This is a genomic window from Streptomyces sp. NPDC043861, from assembly GCF_056435905.1.
Window position 1 is genome coordinate 55441 of sequence record NZ_JBWKDP010000004.1, and the last position, 14786, is coordinate 70226.

A 14786-nucleotide genomic window follows, 5' to 3' on the forward strand; every position below is an offset into this window, starting at 1 on the left:
CGGAAAGCCCCGTCCGGAAACCCCGGCGCCCGAACCTGCGGCCGCCGCCGTCGGAACCCCCGGCCCCCGGCCTTGCGACCCGCCGGCCGGAGCCATCCGTGCCCGCCCGTCACACGGGACCACCACGGGACTCTCCCTCCGCCGATGCCGACGTCGGCGTTGCGGGCGCCGCGGTCGGTGGCCCGTAGGTGGCCGCGAGCTCGGCGGCCAGCCGAGCCAGCCGCTCCCGCGCCGCCGGCGGCCCCAGCACCTCGACGCGCGACCCCAGCCCAGCCAGCTGCGCCGCCACGATCTCCGGCGACGGCCCGTCGATCTCCACCTCCAGCCGGCCGTCGGCCCCTGGTGGTCCGGCGATCCGCAGCCGCCCGCCGAACAGCCCTTCCAGTACCGCCCCGGCGCCCGCTTCGGCCCGTGCCCGGACGGTCGTGGCGAGCATGCGGTCCTCCATGCGCCCGACGAGGGAGCGCCAGGCCGTGGCCAGGTCGAAACCGTCCGGGCGTACGACGGGCTCACCGGTCGGCTGCACGGATGTGATGCGGCTGAGCCGGAACGTTCGCAGCCCACGGTCGGTGTCCGCGACGAGATACAGGACTCCGGCCTTGTCGGCGATGCCCAGCGGATGCGCGGTCCGCTCGCCTGCGGGCCTGCCGGGTGCTGCGTACCCGAGCAGGATCTGCGTCCCGTCCACGACCGCACGCCGGAGCATGTCGAGAGGGGGTGCCACTCCCGAGACGGGGGAGCGTGACCAGTCCTTGTCGTCCATGACACCGGCCCGTGCCGCGGCCTCGGCCCCCGCGCGGAGCGTGGACGGCAGAGCGCGTACCAGCTTGCGCAGCGCGGTCCGCAGCTCGGGTGTGGTCGACGAAGGACCCGCGACCAGGAACAGTGCGCGGATCTCGTCGGCGGTCAGACCCGTGAGATCGGTCCTGGCGCCGCCGACGAGCGACCAGCCGCCGCCGCGTCCCCGCTGTGAGTAGACGGGGATTCCGGAGGTTGCCAGCGCCTCCAGGTCACGGCGGGCCGTGCGCTCGGACACCTCGAGCTCGGCGGCGACCTCCGCCACGGTCACGCGTCCGCGCGACTGGAGGAACAGCAGGGTCGCCACCAGACGGTCGGCTCTCATACGGGCCATTGTGTCCCGGAAACTGGCCAGGAGATGGCCTGTTTGGTCACCAGGATGGCTCTGTGGACCAGCCCCCGCGACCCGCGGGTGCACATCGGAATCGGAGTTGATCATGATCGTGGTAACAGGCGCCACCGGGAACGTGGGCCGCCCGCTCGTGGAGGCGCTCGCCGCCGCGGGCGAGAAGGTGACGGCGGTCTCCCGGCGTCCCGAGGCAGACACCGTGCCGCCCGCGGGCGTACGCCATCAGCAGGCGGACCTGGCCGCACCCGAGGGCCTGGGGCCCGTGCTCGAGGGGGCCGAAGCGCTCTACGTCCTCGTCGCCGGCGGCGGAGCCGAGATCGATCCGCACGGCGTCGTCGACGTCGCAGTGGCGTCCGGCATCCGGCGGATCGTCCTGCAGTCGTCCCAGATCACCGGGACCCGTCCGGAGTCCGCGTCCCACGCCCACCTCAGGGCGTTCGAGGGCGCCGTGCGGCAGTCGGGCCTGGAGTGGACCGTGCTGCGGCCGTCCGGCTTCGCCTCCAACGCCTGCATGTGGGCGGAGACGGTCCGCTCGCAGCGGACCGTCTCCGCGCCCTTCGGTGAGGTCGCCCTGCCCGTCATCGACCCCTCCGACATCGCGGAGGTCGCCGCGGCTGCTCTCCGCGACAGCCGGCATGCGGGTCGTACGTACGAACTCACGGGTCCTGTACCGGTGTCCCCGCGGGAGCAGGCCCGGGCGATCGGCGATGCCGTGGGCACCGAGGTGCGCTTCGTCGGGATGAGCCGTGCCGAGGCCCGTGCGGCCATGCTCCGGTTCATGCCCGGCCACGTGGTGGACGGCACTCTTTCCATCCTGGGCGAGCCGTCGGCCGAGGAGCAGCGGGTGAGCCCCCACGTCGAACAGGTCCTCGGCCGTCAGCCCCGCACCTTCGCCGAGTGGGCGGAGCGCAACGCCGCGGTCTTCAGGTGACGGTGCCAGGGTGAAGGGCCCGCCGCGGGTGCTGCGGCCTCACCCAGGGTGGGCGCTGCGGCCTCACCCAGGGTGGAGGTCGACCTGCCGGAGGGGCCGCTGCCCGAACCGCTTCCTCGACCGCTGCCCGAGCCGCTTCCTCGGCCGATGCCCGACCCGCTTCCTCGACCGCTGCCCGAACCTCTGCTTCGACTGCTGCCCAAGCCGATCCTCTACGTGGGGAACTCGGACGGGAGGCCCGTCCAGCGGAGTTCTGCGGGGAGGTGCCCCATGTCGTTGTGGAAGAGCAGGGAGGCTGGCCGGCCGGGCGCGTAGCGGATGACCGTCAGGGCCGTGTGGGAATGGGTCAGGCCCATCCAGCGCCACCGGGGAGCGTCCAGGGCGGCCCGCACGAGCCAGCCGATCAGGAAGTTGTGGGTGACGACCAGTTCATGGCGGGGTTCGTCGCCCTCGACGGTGCCGGTGAACTCGGCGAGAGCCGCGCGCGCCAGCTCCGGGCCCTGCTCGCGTTCCTCGGCCGGGAACTGGGCCAGGTGGGCGAGCATGCCGTCCGCCGCGTCCGAGGGCAGTTCCTCCCGCTGGGGCACATGGGGGATGTAGTCCCCTGCGGACTCGGAGGACTTCAGGGGTACGCCGTCGAGCTGGTCGCAGATCAGACGGGCGGTCTGCTCCGCCCTCGGCAGCGGACCGTGGTGGACGGCCGTCAGAGGGTTGCGCCGAAGCCGTTCGCCGAGCAGCACGGCCTGACGCCGGCCGTTCTCGGTCAGCTCGCTCTCGTCCGGTGTGGCCTCACCGTGCCGGGCGAGATAGAGGTAGCGAGTTGCTGTTCCGGCCATGGGTGTCCTCCGTCGACGTCCGTGATCTTGTGGCTGTCCGGACGGACGCGGGCACGCGCGGGGGCGGTTCCCGCCGGGCACGGCTGAGCGGCGTGCGGCGTGCGGCGCGGTGCAGCCGGAGGAGGCGGTCAGGGACCACTTCGCGGGGCGCTGCGCTGCACCCTGCTCGGAGGGCCTCATCGCGAGACCGCCCATCGTGATGACCCCTCTAGGGTGAGCATCGCGGAAGTCCACCGATGGGCCCGGAGGCGCCATGTCCCTGCAGATGAAGTTGAGCGCGATAACACTCGACTGCCCCGATCCGTTGGCCCTCGCGGCGTTCTATCAGCAGGCCACCGGCCTCGAACCCCACCCGAAGTCCCACGCCGACTTCGCCAGTCTCACCCATGAGGACGGACTCCTCATCGGCTTTCAACGTGTCGACGAATACCGGGCTCCGAGCTGGCCCGACCAGACCGTTCCCCAGCAGCTTCACTTCTGCTTCACGGTCGAGGGCCTGGACCTGGACGAGGCCGAGGCCAGGCTGCTGGAGCTTGGCGCGGGCAAGCCGGACAACCAGCCGCACGAGGACAGATGGCGCGTCCTCACCGATCCGGCCGGGCACCCCTTCTGCATCGTCAGAGGCTGATGGAGGACCAGCAGGCTGTGCTCCTTGCGGCTGCGGACTCGACGGTGGTGCCGAGCCATGTGCGGCTGGTGCCCGCGGTCCGGCCGGAGCGCGACCCTCCGCTCTCGCCCGGCCGGACGGCTATCGTGAGGTCGTGACCGGTCCGGAGCAGCGTCCACTTCTCTTTCTTGATGTTGACGGCCCCCTCATTCCGTTCGGGGCGACGCCGCAGCAGTATCCGGACGGGTATCCGACGTATCGCTCGAGCTCCGGGAAGCAGGCGGTCGCCGGGAATCCGCTGCTGGCCAGGGTCAATCCTGCGCATGGGCCTCGACTTGCCGCGCTGGGGTGCGAGCTGGTGTGGGCGACGACATGGACGACCGATGCGAACGAGTGCGTATCGCCGTGGCTCGGTCTGCCTGCCCTGCCCGTGTTGGCCCTGCCGGAGGACTCCGACGAGGAGGAGCGAGGCGGGCTCCACTGGAAGACGCGTTCTCTTGTCGACTGGGCAGCCGGCCGCTCCTTCGTCTGGGTGGACGATGAGGTCACCGATACCGATCGGGCCTGGGTGGCCGCGCACCACGGAGGGCGAGCGCTCCTCCACCGTGTCGATCCCTGCCACGGCCTCACGGACAGGGACTTCATGAGTCTCGCGGAATGGCTGAGCACGCATTGACCGCCGGGCCGGGGCCGGCGCTCTCCGTGGTCGAACCGGACCCTGCCCGTGGACCGGGAAGGCGGCTCAACGCGCAGCGGCGTCGGTGAGGATCGCCTGAAGTCGTGCTCGGCATTCGGCGACGAATGCGGGGAAGGTGTGCCAGTAGTAGGAGATTCCGCTGACGCCCACCGCGACAGCCCAGGCGCGGGCGCGGGCCCAGGTCGGATCGTCGAGGTCCAAGGTGTCCCAGTAGGCCTGTCGTGCCTGGGGCGGCAGGTCCCAGACCGTGGAGTGCTCGGCGTCGGGACGCCCGACGGAGAGTCCTCCGAAGTCGATGACAGCGTGGAGCTTGCCCTCCCGGACCAAGAGGTTCGTCGGCTTGAGGTCGCCGTGGAGCCACACCTGAGGTCCGCAGGGCCCGGGCAGCGCGAGTGCGGCTCGCCACAACTGTTCCAGAGCGTCGACGTCGATCTCCGCACCCACGGTGGCCCGGCAGTCGTCGAGGCATCCACTGATCCACTGGTCGCACGGCCCCAGGTCGCCTCCGCGGTACCAGCTGAGGTCATCCGCGCGAGTCGCTCCCATGAGGTCGACGCTGTGGAGCTCCCTCACGACCGCTGCCAGGTCGGTTCCGAAGGCGGCCCAGTCCTTGACGGTGTCCGGGCCGGCTTCGTCACCGTCGATCCAGCGGTTGGCTTTGTACATGAGAACCGACAGCAGATGTTCACCACTTCGGGAGGCAGTGAGTGAGTCCCGGAATCGAACTGCTTGCGCCTCGTGACATTGCCGGGAAGCCGACTTGAGCCTCCGCTCGGCTCAGCGCCGCCGGGGCCGTTGCTCTAGCTGGCGTCGAGCGCAGCTGCAACGCCCTCAAGGATCCCGACGAACTCCTCGGCCGGGGCTTCGACCACGAAAACCGCACCGACGTCTTCGGGGTGGTTGATCAGGTGTTCCTCACGCCAGAAATCCAGCGTGATCACCAGGCGGTCCTCTTCCCTGAACAGGTAGGCCGTCACATTGTCGGTGGTGGGCCCCCAGAGCAAGGCCCGGAACCGGCCGTGCAGTCGGTAATCGGCCTCGGGCTCGGCGTCGTCCCCTGCGCGGTGCGTGAGGCGCCGGTGAGTGGCTTCAGCGGACAAGCCGACGAACGGCAGGGGAGAACCCTTGCCCGACCGCAGCCAGGCGGCAGTGTGCAGCACGTCGCGGCGGAACTGCGGGACGTAAGCCATGTTGTCGTCGCAGGTCAGCCACTTTCCAGCTGCCCAGAGGTCGACACGGCACAGTGGGCCTGGCTCACCGACCTCTGCAGCGAACCGGAGCTTGTCTCCCAAAAACACGGTCATGCCGGTGACCGTCGCAGGCTCAGCCCTTCACGAACAACCGAATACTCCACTGGGCCAGCAGCTGGCATGCCTCGGCAGGACATCGAACGGCCGCTGACCCATGGTGCCTCCCGAAGTGCTGAACACCTGCTGTCGGTTCTCGTGAACAAAGCCAAGCGGTAGACCGACCAGAGAAGGGGAAAGGCGTCGGTGGGCGTCCCGGCGTGGACGGGCTCGGGAATCCGACAGGTGAGGAAGGGCGCCAGGCGAGGAAGCCATGTCTGCTCCTTCCGCACGGCCCGTCCGTTGCCGGCGGTTCGTGGAAGTCGCACGAGCAGGTCATCGCCCAGCCGGTACATGGTGTTGTCCGTGCCCGCACCTGCGGGCGACAACGGCAGGTCAGCCCATTCCGGCTGCTGTGCCTTCAGCAGCGACCGGACAAGCGTCTCGTCGACCGGGATCTCGTTCTCATGAAGCGCCACGCCGGAAGTCTCATCGCGGGGTGGAGCGGGAAGCCGGTGGATTTCCGTCCTCGGCATCGGGCAGCAGCTGGCCTGTCCCAGACAACTGTGGGCTTGGTGGGGCTCTGACCTGCGGTGCTCACGGTTGAGTGGGACGAGCGGGCTCCCCTGTCCCGCTCAACCGCAGGCAGCCGCCTCTGGGGGTGTGCACCGCGAGAATCCACCGATCGGCCCGGCGTTTCCTCGCGATCCTGGTGGGGTGGGCCTGGCGGGACCGGTGTCATGGCGCTGCGGGGTGGCACAAGGGGGTGAGTCGCTGACGAGCGTGAGCCGGCCGAAGCGCGGAGTCTTCGAAGTCCGCCGGAAAATTTCGCGAGGGGATGTCGAGAACCTGCGCGCGGCTCCGTCCCAGGAGCGGACACGGCCACAATGGGCCGTACGTCACCAAGGAGAACATGATGGCCAAGTACCTGCTGCTCAAGCACTACCGGGGCACGCCGGCATCGGTCAACGACGTGCCGATGGACCAGTGGGAGCCGGAGGAGGTTTCGGCCCACGTGCAGTACATGCGTGACTTCGCCGCTCGGCTCGAGGGCACCGGCGAGTTCGTCGACAGTCAGGCACTCTCCCCGGAGGGCACGTTTGTCCGCTACGACGGTGAGGGGCGGCCGCCGGTCACCGACGGCCCGTTCGCGGAGACCAAGGACCTGATCGCCGGCTGGATGGTGATCGACGTCGAGACCTACGAACGCGCGCTCGAGCTGGCCGGCGAGCTGTCCGCGGCTCCGGGTGCGGGTGGGAAGCCGATCCACGAGTGGCTCGAGGTGCGCCCGTTCTACGCCGAGCAGTGCACGGCCACCGAGTGAACGATGCGCTGCTCCGGGAGCTGGTGCCCGCGGTGATCGGTGTTCTCGTCCGTCGCGGAGCCGACTTCGCGGCGGCCGAGGACGCCGTGCAGGACGCCCTGGTCGAGGCCGTGCGCGGGTGGCCGGACGACTCCTCCCCCAGCTCTTCGAGCAGCGGACACCCCGTGCGGGACCCCAAGGGCTGGCTGGTCACGGTGGCCTGGCGCAAGTTCCTCGACGCCGTCCGCGCCGATACCTCCCGGCGGCGGCGGGAGGAGCTGGTCGAGGCCGAGCCCAGGCCCGATCCGGGCGAGGCGGTGGACGACACGCTTCAGCTGTACTTTCTGTGCGCGCACCCGTCCCTGACACCGGCCTCGGCCGTCGCGCTCACGCTGCGCGCGGTCGGCGGTCTGACCACGCGCCAGATCGCGCAGGCCTACCTTGTGCCGGAGGCGACCATGGCCCAGCGGATCAGCAGGGCCAAGCGGACCGTCTCCGGCGTCCGGTTCGACCAGCCCGGTGACGTCGCCACGGTGCTGCGTGTGCTCTACCTGGTCTTCAACGAGGGCTACTCCGGCGACGTCGACCTCGCCGCCGAGGCGATCCGGCTCACTCGCCAACTGGCGGCCAGGACCAACCACGAGGAGGTCACGGGCCTGCTGGCGCTCATGCTGCTGCACCACGCCCGGCGCCCGGCACGGACCGGCCCCGACAGCAGGCTCGTGCCGCTCGCCGAGCAGGACCGCAGCCTGTGGAACACCCAACTGATCGCCGAGGGCGTCGAGATGCTCCAGACCGCCCTCGCCCGCGACCGTCTGGGCGAATTCCAGGCCCAGGCGGCCATCGCCGCGCTCCACGCCGACGCCCGGACGGCCGAGGAGACCGACTGGGTGCAGATCGTCGAGTGGTACGACGAACTGGTGCGCCTCACCGACAGCCCGGTGGCCCGCCTCAACCGGGCCGTCGCGGTGGGCGAGGCCGACGGCCCGCGGGCCGGGCTGGCCGCCCTGGCGGGGCTCGACCCCTCCCTGCCACGGCACGCCGCCGTCGTGGCATACCTGCACGAGCGTGATGGTGATCCGGTGACCGCAGCACGGCTCTACGCCCAAGCCGCCCGATCAGCGCCCAACATCCCCGAACGCGACCACCTCATGCGACAGGCCGCCCGGCTCAACGCGCAGCTGCGCAGTTGAGCGGCGAACCCGTCGGTGGCGCCGTCGTGCTGGTGGCGCACGGTCACCGGCCGGCTGGGTTCCACGGGGAACCGGTGACAGTTGACTGCGAGAGCCCATCGGCAGGCCGGCGCGCACTATCGTCGGCTGATGCGCACCCACCCGATAGACCGCCCGGCCGATCTCGACGTGGTCCGTGAGTCCTATGACCGCGTGGCCGACAACTACGCCCACATGGTGGTGACGACGGGTGTCGGCGACATCCGCAGGCATCCATGGCTCAAGGCATCGATCGACGCCTTCGCCGACGCGGTGAGCGAACTCGGGCCTGTCCTCGACGTCGGCTGCGGACCCGGAACGGTGACCGCCTACCTCGCTGAACGCGGACTCGACGTGTCCGGAGTCGATCTCTCACCTCGCATGATCGAAAACGCGCGCCGTCTTCATCCGCAGTGCCGCTTCAGCGTCGCCTCGGCCACCGACCTCGACCTCGGAGAAGCGTCCCTCGGCGGCGTACTCGGGTGGTGGTCACTGTTCAACCTCCCCCGTGACGTCCTTCCTCAGGTTCTCGCCCTGTTCGCGCGCGCCCTGAAGCCGGGCGGACACTTCATCACCGCGACACACGTCGGCGACGAAGACGCGGTGCGCACCGAGGCCTACGGAGGTGTACCCGTTCGTTGGACGACACACAAATGGCGGCCGGAACAACTCGTGGACCTGATCGAGCAGGCAGGACTGCGCCCGGTCGCCGAACTTCGGCTTCCTGCAGATGAGCAGACAGGGCCAGGTCTTGTCGTCATGGCCAAGCAGCCCGGCTGAGAATCCGGCGTCGGAGGGGGCGCAGGGTCCTGTGCCGGGTGGTTTCGCGGGATCATCCGTCGTCGCACAGAGTGATGAGATGCACTTTTGCAAGCAGGTGCTTGCAAAAGTTAGCGTGAGTGTCGCAGTATCGGGGTATGGCATCACTCAACGTCGGCAATCTCGGTGAGTACCTCCGCGAGCAGCGGCGCAACGCGCAGCTGTCGCTGCGGCAGCTCGCCGACGCCGCCGGGGTGTCGAATCCGTACCTCAGTCAGATCGAGCGCGGGCTGCGCAAGCCGAGCGCCGAGGTGCTGCAGCAGGTTGCGAAGGCGCTGCGGATCTCGGCCGAGACGCTGTACGTACGGGCCGGAATTCTGGACGAGCGCGAGCGGGACGAGCTGGAGACGCGGGCCGTCATCCTCGCCGACCCGTCGATCAACGAGCGGCAGAAGCAGGTTCTGCTGCAGATCTACGAATCGTTCCGCAAGGAGAACGGCTTCGACGCCGATACGGATAAGGACACCGCCGATGACGGCCCCCGCACGGCCGGCGCGGGTGGTGTCGATGGACCCGCAGCACCCGTACGTGAACCTGAACTCTGACTCTGCGATCCGGGAGGACCACAGTCATGGCCATCACTGATGACCTGCGTAAGACCTTCACCGACCCCACCCCCCTCTACTTCGCGGCCGGTACGGCCGACCTCGCCGTGCAGCAGGCCAAGAAGGTGCCTGCGCTGATCGAGCAGCTGCGGGCCGAGGCGCCCGCGCGGATCGAGGCGGTGCGGGAGGTCGACCCGAAGGCCGTGCAGGCGAAGGTGACCGCCCAGGCCAAGGAGGCCCAGGCCACCGTTCAGGCCAAGGTCACCGAGGTGCTCGGGAACCTCGACACCGACCTGAAGAAGCTCGGGGAGTCCGCCCAGGACCTGGCGCTGCGCAGTGTGGGTGTCGCCGCCGAGTACGCGGTCCGGGCCCGTGAGACGTACGAGAAGGTCGCCGAGCACGGCGAGCAGACCGTGAAGGCCTGGCGGGGCGAGGCCGCGGAGGAGATCGCCGACATCGCGATCGCCGTGGAGCCCAAGGCCGAGCCCACGCCGGAAGCGTCCAAGGAGTCCGAGGCCAAGGCGAACGGCACCTCGGTGAAGAGCTCCCCGGCGAAGTCCACGACGGAGGGTGCGCCCGAGGCCGCCACTCCGGCTCCGCGCAAGGCTCCGGCCCGCAAGCCTGCAGCCAAGAAGAGCAGCCCCTCCACCGGGAAGTAGCGGCCCCGGAGAGCGGTGGGCGAGCCACGACCGTCACGGGCCGGGCGCACCGGGGCACCTTCCCCTGTGCCCGGTCCGTTGTCGGAGTACGTTGGCCGCGAGGCGCTCCACATCACTGAATAGGCGGTGCTCGGCATGTTGCTCGACCATTTCGACGATGCGCTCTTCTTGTTCATCAACCTGGCGATGCTGGTGCTCGCCGTGGTCGCGCTGGGCATCGCGGCGTTCGCGCGTGAGGACGCCTACCGGGCAGCGGACAAGCAGACCAAGATGTTCTGGCTGATCATGCTGGGTGTCACGGTCGCGGTGAACCTCTTTGTGCCGTACCTGTTCCTGCAGATCGCCGGTCTGGTCGCGACGATCGTCTTCCTGGTCGACGTGCGGCCCGCGCTCCATCAGGTCTCGGGTGGCCGCGGACGCCGCGGCGGGTCCAGCAGCGATGGACCGTACGGCCCCTACAACGGCGGGCGTTAGGCGTCCGCCGCGGGAGCGCTCCGGGTGGAGCGGTCCGGTCAGGGGCCGGGCGGACAGCCGGCGGACCGTCATCGGCCCCGGCCCGACCGGCGGACCGTCATCGGCCCCGGCCGGGGCAGGCGGACCGTCAGCGGATCCGGTCGAGCAGCAGTACCGCCAGGTCGTCCGTCAGATCGCCGCCGTTCAGCTCCCGCACCTCGGTCACCGCGGCCTCCAGCAGTGCCTCGCCGCGCAGTCCCGCCGCCAGCCGGCGGTTGATCATCTCGACCATGCCGTCCTGGCCCAGCCGGTCCCCGCCCGGGGAGGTGCGGCCCTCGATGAGCCCGTCCGTGTACATCATCAGGCTCCATGACCCGCCCAGCTCGACCTGGCGGCGCGGCCAGCGGGCGTTCGGCAGCAGACCCAGCGCCGGGCCGCTGTTCTCGTACGGCAGCAGCTGAGCGGGCTGGCCCGTGCGGGCGATCAGCGGTGAGGGGTGGCCGGCCAGGCACAGGCCGGCCCTGCGGCCGTCGGGCGCTATGTCGACCGTGCAGAGGGTCGCGAAGATCTCCTCACTCTCCCGCTCGTGCTCCAGTACCTGCTGGAGCGTGGAGAGCAGCTCGTCGCCGCACATGCCCGCGAACGTCAGCGCGCGCCAGGCGATGCGCAGCTCGACACCCAGGGCCGCCTCGTCCGGGCCGTGGCCGCAGACGTCGCCGATCATCGCGTGGACGGTGCCGTCCGGGGTGCGCACCGTGTCGTAGAAATCGCCGCCGAGCAGGGCACGGGAGCGCCCCGGCCGGTAGCGGGCCGCGAATCGCAGGTCCGAGCCCTGGAGCAGGGGTGTGGGCAGCAGGCCACGTTCCAGGCGGGCGTTCTCCTGCGCCCGGAGCCGGGACTCGGCGAGTTTCACCTGCGCGGTGTCCGCCCGCTTGCGTTCGACGGCGTACCGGATGGCGCGGCTCAGCAGCCGGCCGTCCAGCTCGTCGCGGAGCAGGAAGTCCTGTGCCCCGACCCGTACCGCCTCGGCCGCCCGCTCGGAGTCCGCTCCGGCGGTCAGCGCCAGTACGGCGTGGCGCGGCGCGAGGCGCAGCACGTGCCGCAGTACGGCGAGCTCGTCCGCGTTGTCGCCGTTGGGTACCCGGCAGGGCAGCGCGAGGTCGACGAGGATGCAGTGGACGTCGTCCGTGAGGAGGCGCTCGGCCTCGGTGAGGTTGCGGGCGGTACGGATGCGTACGCGCGTCCCGGCGGCGTCCAGCAGTTCGGGGACGGTGAAGGTGCCCGCGGGATCGTCCTCGATCACGAGCAGGGTGAGATCGCCGCCGCCCGCCGTCTCGGTGACGGTGGCTGCAGCGACGTCCGTGGCGCGCGGCTGTACGGCGGTGGCCGGTACGGCAACGTGAGAGCCGGTCCGCTGGCGCGGAACGGGTACGGGCATCGGTTCGTTTCCTTCCCTCCCCCCGAGGGCGCGGCGGGACGACGATCGACGTCCCGCCCAGACGGGGACCATAGCGGGCCGGGCCGGTGCAGCGGAATGGCATGACAAGAAGATCGGATGGCATATGCCGCGCATCGGGAGGTAGTTGCCCCGAGGGTGATGACGAACGTCACGCGTTACTGGTGAGGCGGGTCACGACGGACGCCGTGACCCGCCTCACCCCAACTGCCTTTACGTGGTCCGGGTCACGTGTTTGGGTGGGTATGTCCGGGACTGCTCCCCGGGGTGTACGGCCGGGTCGCCGCCCGAGTGCATTCATCGCCCGGGCTGCGATTCATGCCGGTTCGTGTGCACGTGTCCGCCGGTCCCGCCGCCACCCGGCTCATCTCCGGTTCCGATTGCGGGCTTACGGCACAAACAGCGCGCAAAGAAGCTTATCTGTCCGGGCGTACGACCCCGAGGATCTTCATCGAACCCGCCCCCGCAAGGGTCACGTGCCGCCCGGGGCGCGGCGCGTGCACGATCGCCCCGTCACCCACGTACATGCCCACATGGCTGGCGTCGGCGTGGTAGATGATCAGGTCGCCGGGGCGCATGTCCTTGATGTCGATGCGGGGCAGCAGGCGCCACTGCTCCTGGGAAGTGCGCGGAATCGCCGTTCCCGCCGCCGACCAGGCCTGCGAGGTCAGCCCGGAGCAGTCGTAGGAGCCGGGGCCTTCGGCGCCCCACTCGTACGGCTTGCCGATCTGGGCGGTGGCGAAGGCGATGGCCTTCCTGCCCTGTGCGCTCGCATTGCCGCCGACTCCCTTCAGGACGCCGGAGTTCAGCCAGGTCGTCTGTGCCCGGTACGCCGCATCACGCTCCAGCTGGAGCAGCCGCTCCCGCTCCGCCTTCTCCAGCTGCGACTCGATCTTCTTCGCGGCGGCGATCTGGGCGTTGATCTCCTTCTTGGCCTTCGCCTGCTTGACCCGATTGGCCTCCAGCTTGGTCCACTGGGCGCCGGCCTCCTTGGTGTAGGCCGCCAAGTCGTCCTGGGACTGCTGCAGTTCGCCGATGAGATCCCTGGTCGCCTTCTGGCCCTGCTTGAAGCGGCTCACGCCGTCGAGGAAGAGCTCCGGGTCGTCCGTGAGCATCAGCTGGGCCTCGGGGGGCAGACCACCGCCCCGGTACTGGGCGCGGGCCGCAGCGCCCGCCCGGCTCTTGAGGTCGGCGATCCTGTCCTGGCCCTTGACGATCTCCCGGGCCAGCCGCACGATCTCGGCCGACTGCTTCTTGGTGCGCTCCTCGGCCAGGTTGTACGCATCGGTGGCGGACGCCGCCTTGGCGTAGAGCCCCTCGAGTTCCAGGCGGATCTCTTCGAGGGTCTTCTTCGGCTGCGGCCGAACGGGCGGCTCCGGTGCGGCCGGAGCGGCGGGGGCCAGAGGTGCCGAAGGGGCCGCGAAGGCCTGCCCGGGAACGGCGAGCAGTGTCACGGCGCAGACCACGGTGATCGCTGCGGCGGCACAGCGGCGTCGGTTCACAAGCTCCCCCTCGGACAAACCGGCACATGTGTCACACGGAATGTGATTTACCGTCAGTAACTTAGCTCACCGACGTGATGGTGCCACGCACGGCGCGAAAGCGACAGGGTCGCTCCTGTGATCACATCCACCTGTCAGAGACGAACGAGCCCGGCCGCACGTTCCCCACGCGTCCGAATCGCCCCGCGCTCAGCCGGAATTGGGTGCCAGGGCGGGCCAGTCCACCGTGACTTCGCCCTGCCGCCACCGTCGCAGCCCATCCGTACCCGCCCCGGTCAGCGGCCAGTCCGCGGACAGGTCCGCCACCGTTCTGATCCACCGCTGCCGCGCGCCCAGCGAGGCGTACGGGGCCGACGCCGCCCACGCCCGGTCGAAGTCCCGCAGGAACGCGTGCACGGGCTCGCCCGGCACATTGCGGTGGATGAGCGCCTTGGGCAGCCGCTCCGCCAGGTCCGAGGGCCGCTCCAGGGAGCCGAGCCGGGTGGCGAAGGTGACGGTCCGCGGCCCTTCGGGGCCCAGCGCCACCCAGACATGCCGGCGGCCTATCTCGTCGCACGTCCCCTCGACCAGCAGCCCGCCCGGCGCGAGACGCCCGCACAGCCGCCGCCACACGTCGGCGACCTCGTCCTCGTCGTACTGCCGCAGCACATTCGCCGCCCGGATGAGCACGGGCCGCTCCGCCAGCGGGATCTCGAAGCCGCCGTGCAGGAAGCGCAGCCCGTCGCGCTCGTAGGGGCGCGCCGCCGCGACCCGGGCGGGCTCGATCTCGATGCCGACGACTTCGGTGCGCGGGTCCGCGGTGCGCAGCCGCTGCATCAGCTCGACCGCGGTCCAGGGGGCGGCCCCGTAGCCCAGATCCACCGCAACCGGTGCGGCCGCCGAGCGGCGCAGGGCCGGGCCGTGCACGGCGGCGATCCAGCGGTCCATGCGGCGCAGCCGGTTCGGATTGGTGGTGCCACGGGTCACAGCGCCCACGGGGCGGGTCGGGGGCGGGGTGGCGCGCGGGGGCATGGGAACGAGGGTAAGCGAGTGCAGGACCCCCGGTCCGGCCCACCATCGGTGAGGGAGGCCCGTCCTGGTGGTGGCCCGGCAGGGGGAGGGCCGCCGGGGGCTCGTCCCCATCTCGTGGGGTCCCCCCCCGTACCCGGGCACGGCGCCCGGACCGCCGGTGGCGGGGCCCAGCCCTCGTCCGGCACTCAGCCCCGTCCGGCACCCAGCATGTGCTCGGCATGCTCGGCAATGATTCGGCAAAGGGGAAATGAAAGGGTCAGTTCCGCTGTTGACGGCCTTGAAGGGCACGGCAGGCCCTCCTCAGGCATGCCCGATATCGTCCC

At 70.5% G+C, this 14786-nt stretch carries 17 protein-coding genes; 9 read left to right on the forward strand and 8 right to left on the reverse strand.

Translation table 11 applies throughout. From position 1 onward, the window contains the following. Window positions 1-109: 109 nt before the first annotated feature. Window positions 110-1123, reverse strand: a complete 1014-nt coding sequence (locus AC068D_RS11050; RefSeq protein ID WP_478822682.1) for a helix-turn-helix transcriptional regulator — start codon at window positions 1121-1123, stop codon at window positions 110-112. A 112-nt stretch (window positions 1124-1235) separates the two neighbouring features. On the opposite strand from AC068D_RS11050, the gene AC068D_RS11055 reads away from it, so the two are divergent. Next, a complete protein-coding gene (locus tag AC068D_RS11055; RefSeq protein ID WP_478822683.1) occupies window positions 1236-2078 on the forward strand; it encodes an NAD(P)H-binding protein in 843 nt (280 codons plus the stop codon). Between the two features lie 212 nt (window positions 2079-2290). On the opposite strand, the gene AC068D_RS11060 is transcribed toward AC068D_RS11055, so the two are convergent. After that, the gene (locus AC068D_RS11060) at window positions 2291-2914 is read right to left on the reverse strand and encodes a histidine phosphatase family protein (RefSeq protein ID WP_478822684.1); all 624 of its coding nucleotides are present in this window, start codon (window positions 2912-2914) and stop codon (window positions 2291-2293) included. A 253-nt stretch (window positions 2915-3167) separates the two neighbouring features. Here AC068D_RS11060 and AC068D_RS11065 point away from each other — a divergent pair, with 253 nt between their 5' ends. Both AC068D_RS11065 and AC068D_RS11070 read left to right on the forward strand, forming a co-directional pair. Continuing rightward, on the forward strand, window positions 3168-3542 hold the full coding sequence (locus tag AC068D_RS11065) for a VOC family protein (protein ID WP_478822685.1): 375 nt from the start codon (window positions 3168-3170) through the stop codon (window positions 3540-3542). Window positions 3543-3675: 133 nt separating this feature from the next. Continuing rightward, window positions 3676-4197, forward strand: coding sequence for an HAD domain-containing protein (locus AC068D_RS11070; protein ID WP_478822686.1), 522 nt, complete (start codon window positions 3676-3678; stop codon window positions 4195-4197). Window positions 4198-4263: 66 nt separating this feature from the next. Here AC068D_RS11070 and AC068D_RS11075 read toward each other — a convergent pair whose 3' ends face one another. The 3 genes from AC068D_RS11075 to AC068D_RS11085 all read right to left on the reverse strand — a co-directional run bounded on the left by AC068D_RS11075 (window position 4264) and on the right by AC068D_RS11085 (window position 5983). Beyond that, window positions 4264-4884 carry a phosphotransferase gene (locus AC068D_RS11075; protein WP_478822687.1) on the reverse strand — a complete coding sequence of 207 codons (621 nt, stop codon included), beginning with the start codon at window positions 4882-4884 and terminating at the stop codon, window positions 4264-4266. 134 nt (window positions 4885-5018) lie between these two features. Continuing rightward, on the reverse strand, window positions 5019-5522 hold the full coding sequence (locus tag AC068D_RS11080; protein ID WP_478822688.1) for a hypothetical protein: 504 nt from the start codon (window positions 5520-5522) through the stop codon (window positions 5019-5021). Beyond that, window positions 5519-5983 carry a phosphotransferase gene (locus AC068D_RS11085; protein WP_478822689.1) on the reverse strand — a complete coding sequence of 155 codons (465 nt, stop codon included), beginning with the start codon at window positions 5981-5983 and terminating at the stop codon, window positions 5519-5521. Before AC068D_RS11085 ends, AC068D_RS11080 begins: the two co-directional genes overlap by 4 nt. 437 nt (window positions 5984-6420) lie before the next feature. Here AC068D_RS11085 and AC068D_RS11090 point away from each other — a divergent pair, with 437 nt between their 5' ends. The 6 genes from AC068D_RS11090 to AC068D_RS11115 all read left to right on the forward strand — a co-directional run bounded on the left by AC068D_RS11090 (window position 6421) and on the right by AC068D_RS11115 (window position 10515). Next, entirely contained in the window at window positions 6421-6828 is a 408-nt protein-coding gene (locus AC068D_RS11090) for a YciI family protein (protein WP_478822690.1), read from the forward strand. Then, entirely contained in the window at window positions 6825-8000 is a 1176-nt protein-coding gene (locus AC068D_RS11095; RefSeq protein ID WP_478822691.1) for an RNA polymerase sigma factor, read from the forward strand. The genes AC068D_RS11090 and AC068D_RS11095 overlap by 4 nt, the downstream gene beginning before the upstream one ends. A 129-nt stretch (window positions 8001-8129) precedes the next feature. After that, window positions 8130-8798: a class I SAM-dependent methyltransferase gene (locus AC068D_RS11100; RefSeq protein WP_478822692.1), complete on the forward strand. Its 669-nt coding sequence runs from the start codon at window positions 8130-8132 to the stop codon at window positions 8796-8798. 137 nt (window positions 8799-8935) lie between these two features. After that, the gene (locus tag AC068D_RS11105) at window positions 8936-9382 is read left to right on the forward strand and encodes a helix-turn-helix domain-containing protein (RefSeq protein ID WP_478822693.1); all 447 of its coding nucleotides are present in this window, start codon (window positions 8936-8938) and stop codon (window positions 9380-9382) included. 26 nt (window positions 9383-9408) lie between these two features. Continuing rightward, window positions 9409-10041 (forward strand): hypothetical protein, encoded by a 633-nt coding sequence (locus AC068D_RS11110; protein WP_478822694.1) that lies wholly within the window; start codon window positions 9409-9411, stop codon window positions 10039-10041. A gap of 135 nt (window positions 10042-10176) precedes the next feature. Next, a complete protein-coding gene (locus tag AC068D_RS11115; protein ID WP_478822695.1) occupies window positions 10177-10515 on the forward strand; it encodes a DUF2516 family protein in 339 nt (112 codons plus the stop codon). Between the two features lie 127 nt (window positions 10516-10642). On the opposite strand, the gene AC068D_RS11120 is transcribed toward AC068D_RS11115, so the two are convergent. The 3 genes from AC068D_RS11120 to AC068D_RS11130 all read right to left on the reverse strand — a co-directional run bounded on the left by AC068D_RS11120 (window position 10643) and on the right by AC068D_RS11130 (window position 14463). After that, the gene (locus tag AC068D_RS11120; protein ID WP_478822696.1) at window positions 10643-11932 is read right to left on the reverse strand and encodes a PP2C family protein-serine/threonine phosphatase; all 1290 of its coding nucleotides are present in this window, start codon (window positions 11930-11932) and stop codon (window positions 10643-10645) included. 434 nt (window positions 11933-12366) lie between these two features. Then, window positions 12367-13452: a C40 family peptidase gene (locus AC068D_RS11125; protein ID WP_478822697.1), complete on the reverse strand. Its 1086-nt coding sequence runs from the start codon at window positions 13450-13452 to the stop codon at window positions 12367-12369. A 189-nt stretch (window positions 13453-13641) separates the two neighbouring features. Beyond that, entirely contained in the window at window positions 13642-14463 is an 822-nt protein-coding gene (locus AC068D_RS11130) for a class I SAM-dependent methyltransferase (protein WP_478822698.1), read from the reverse strand. Window positions 14464-14786 lie beyond the last annotated feature (323 nt).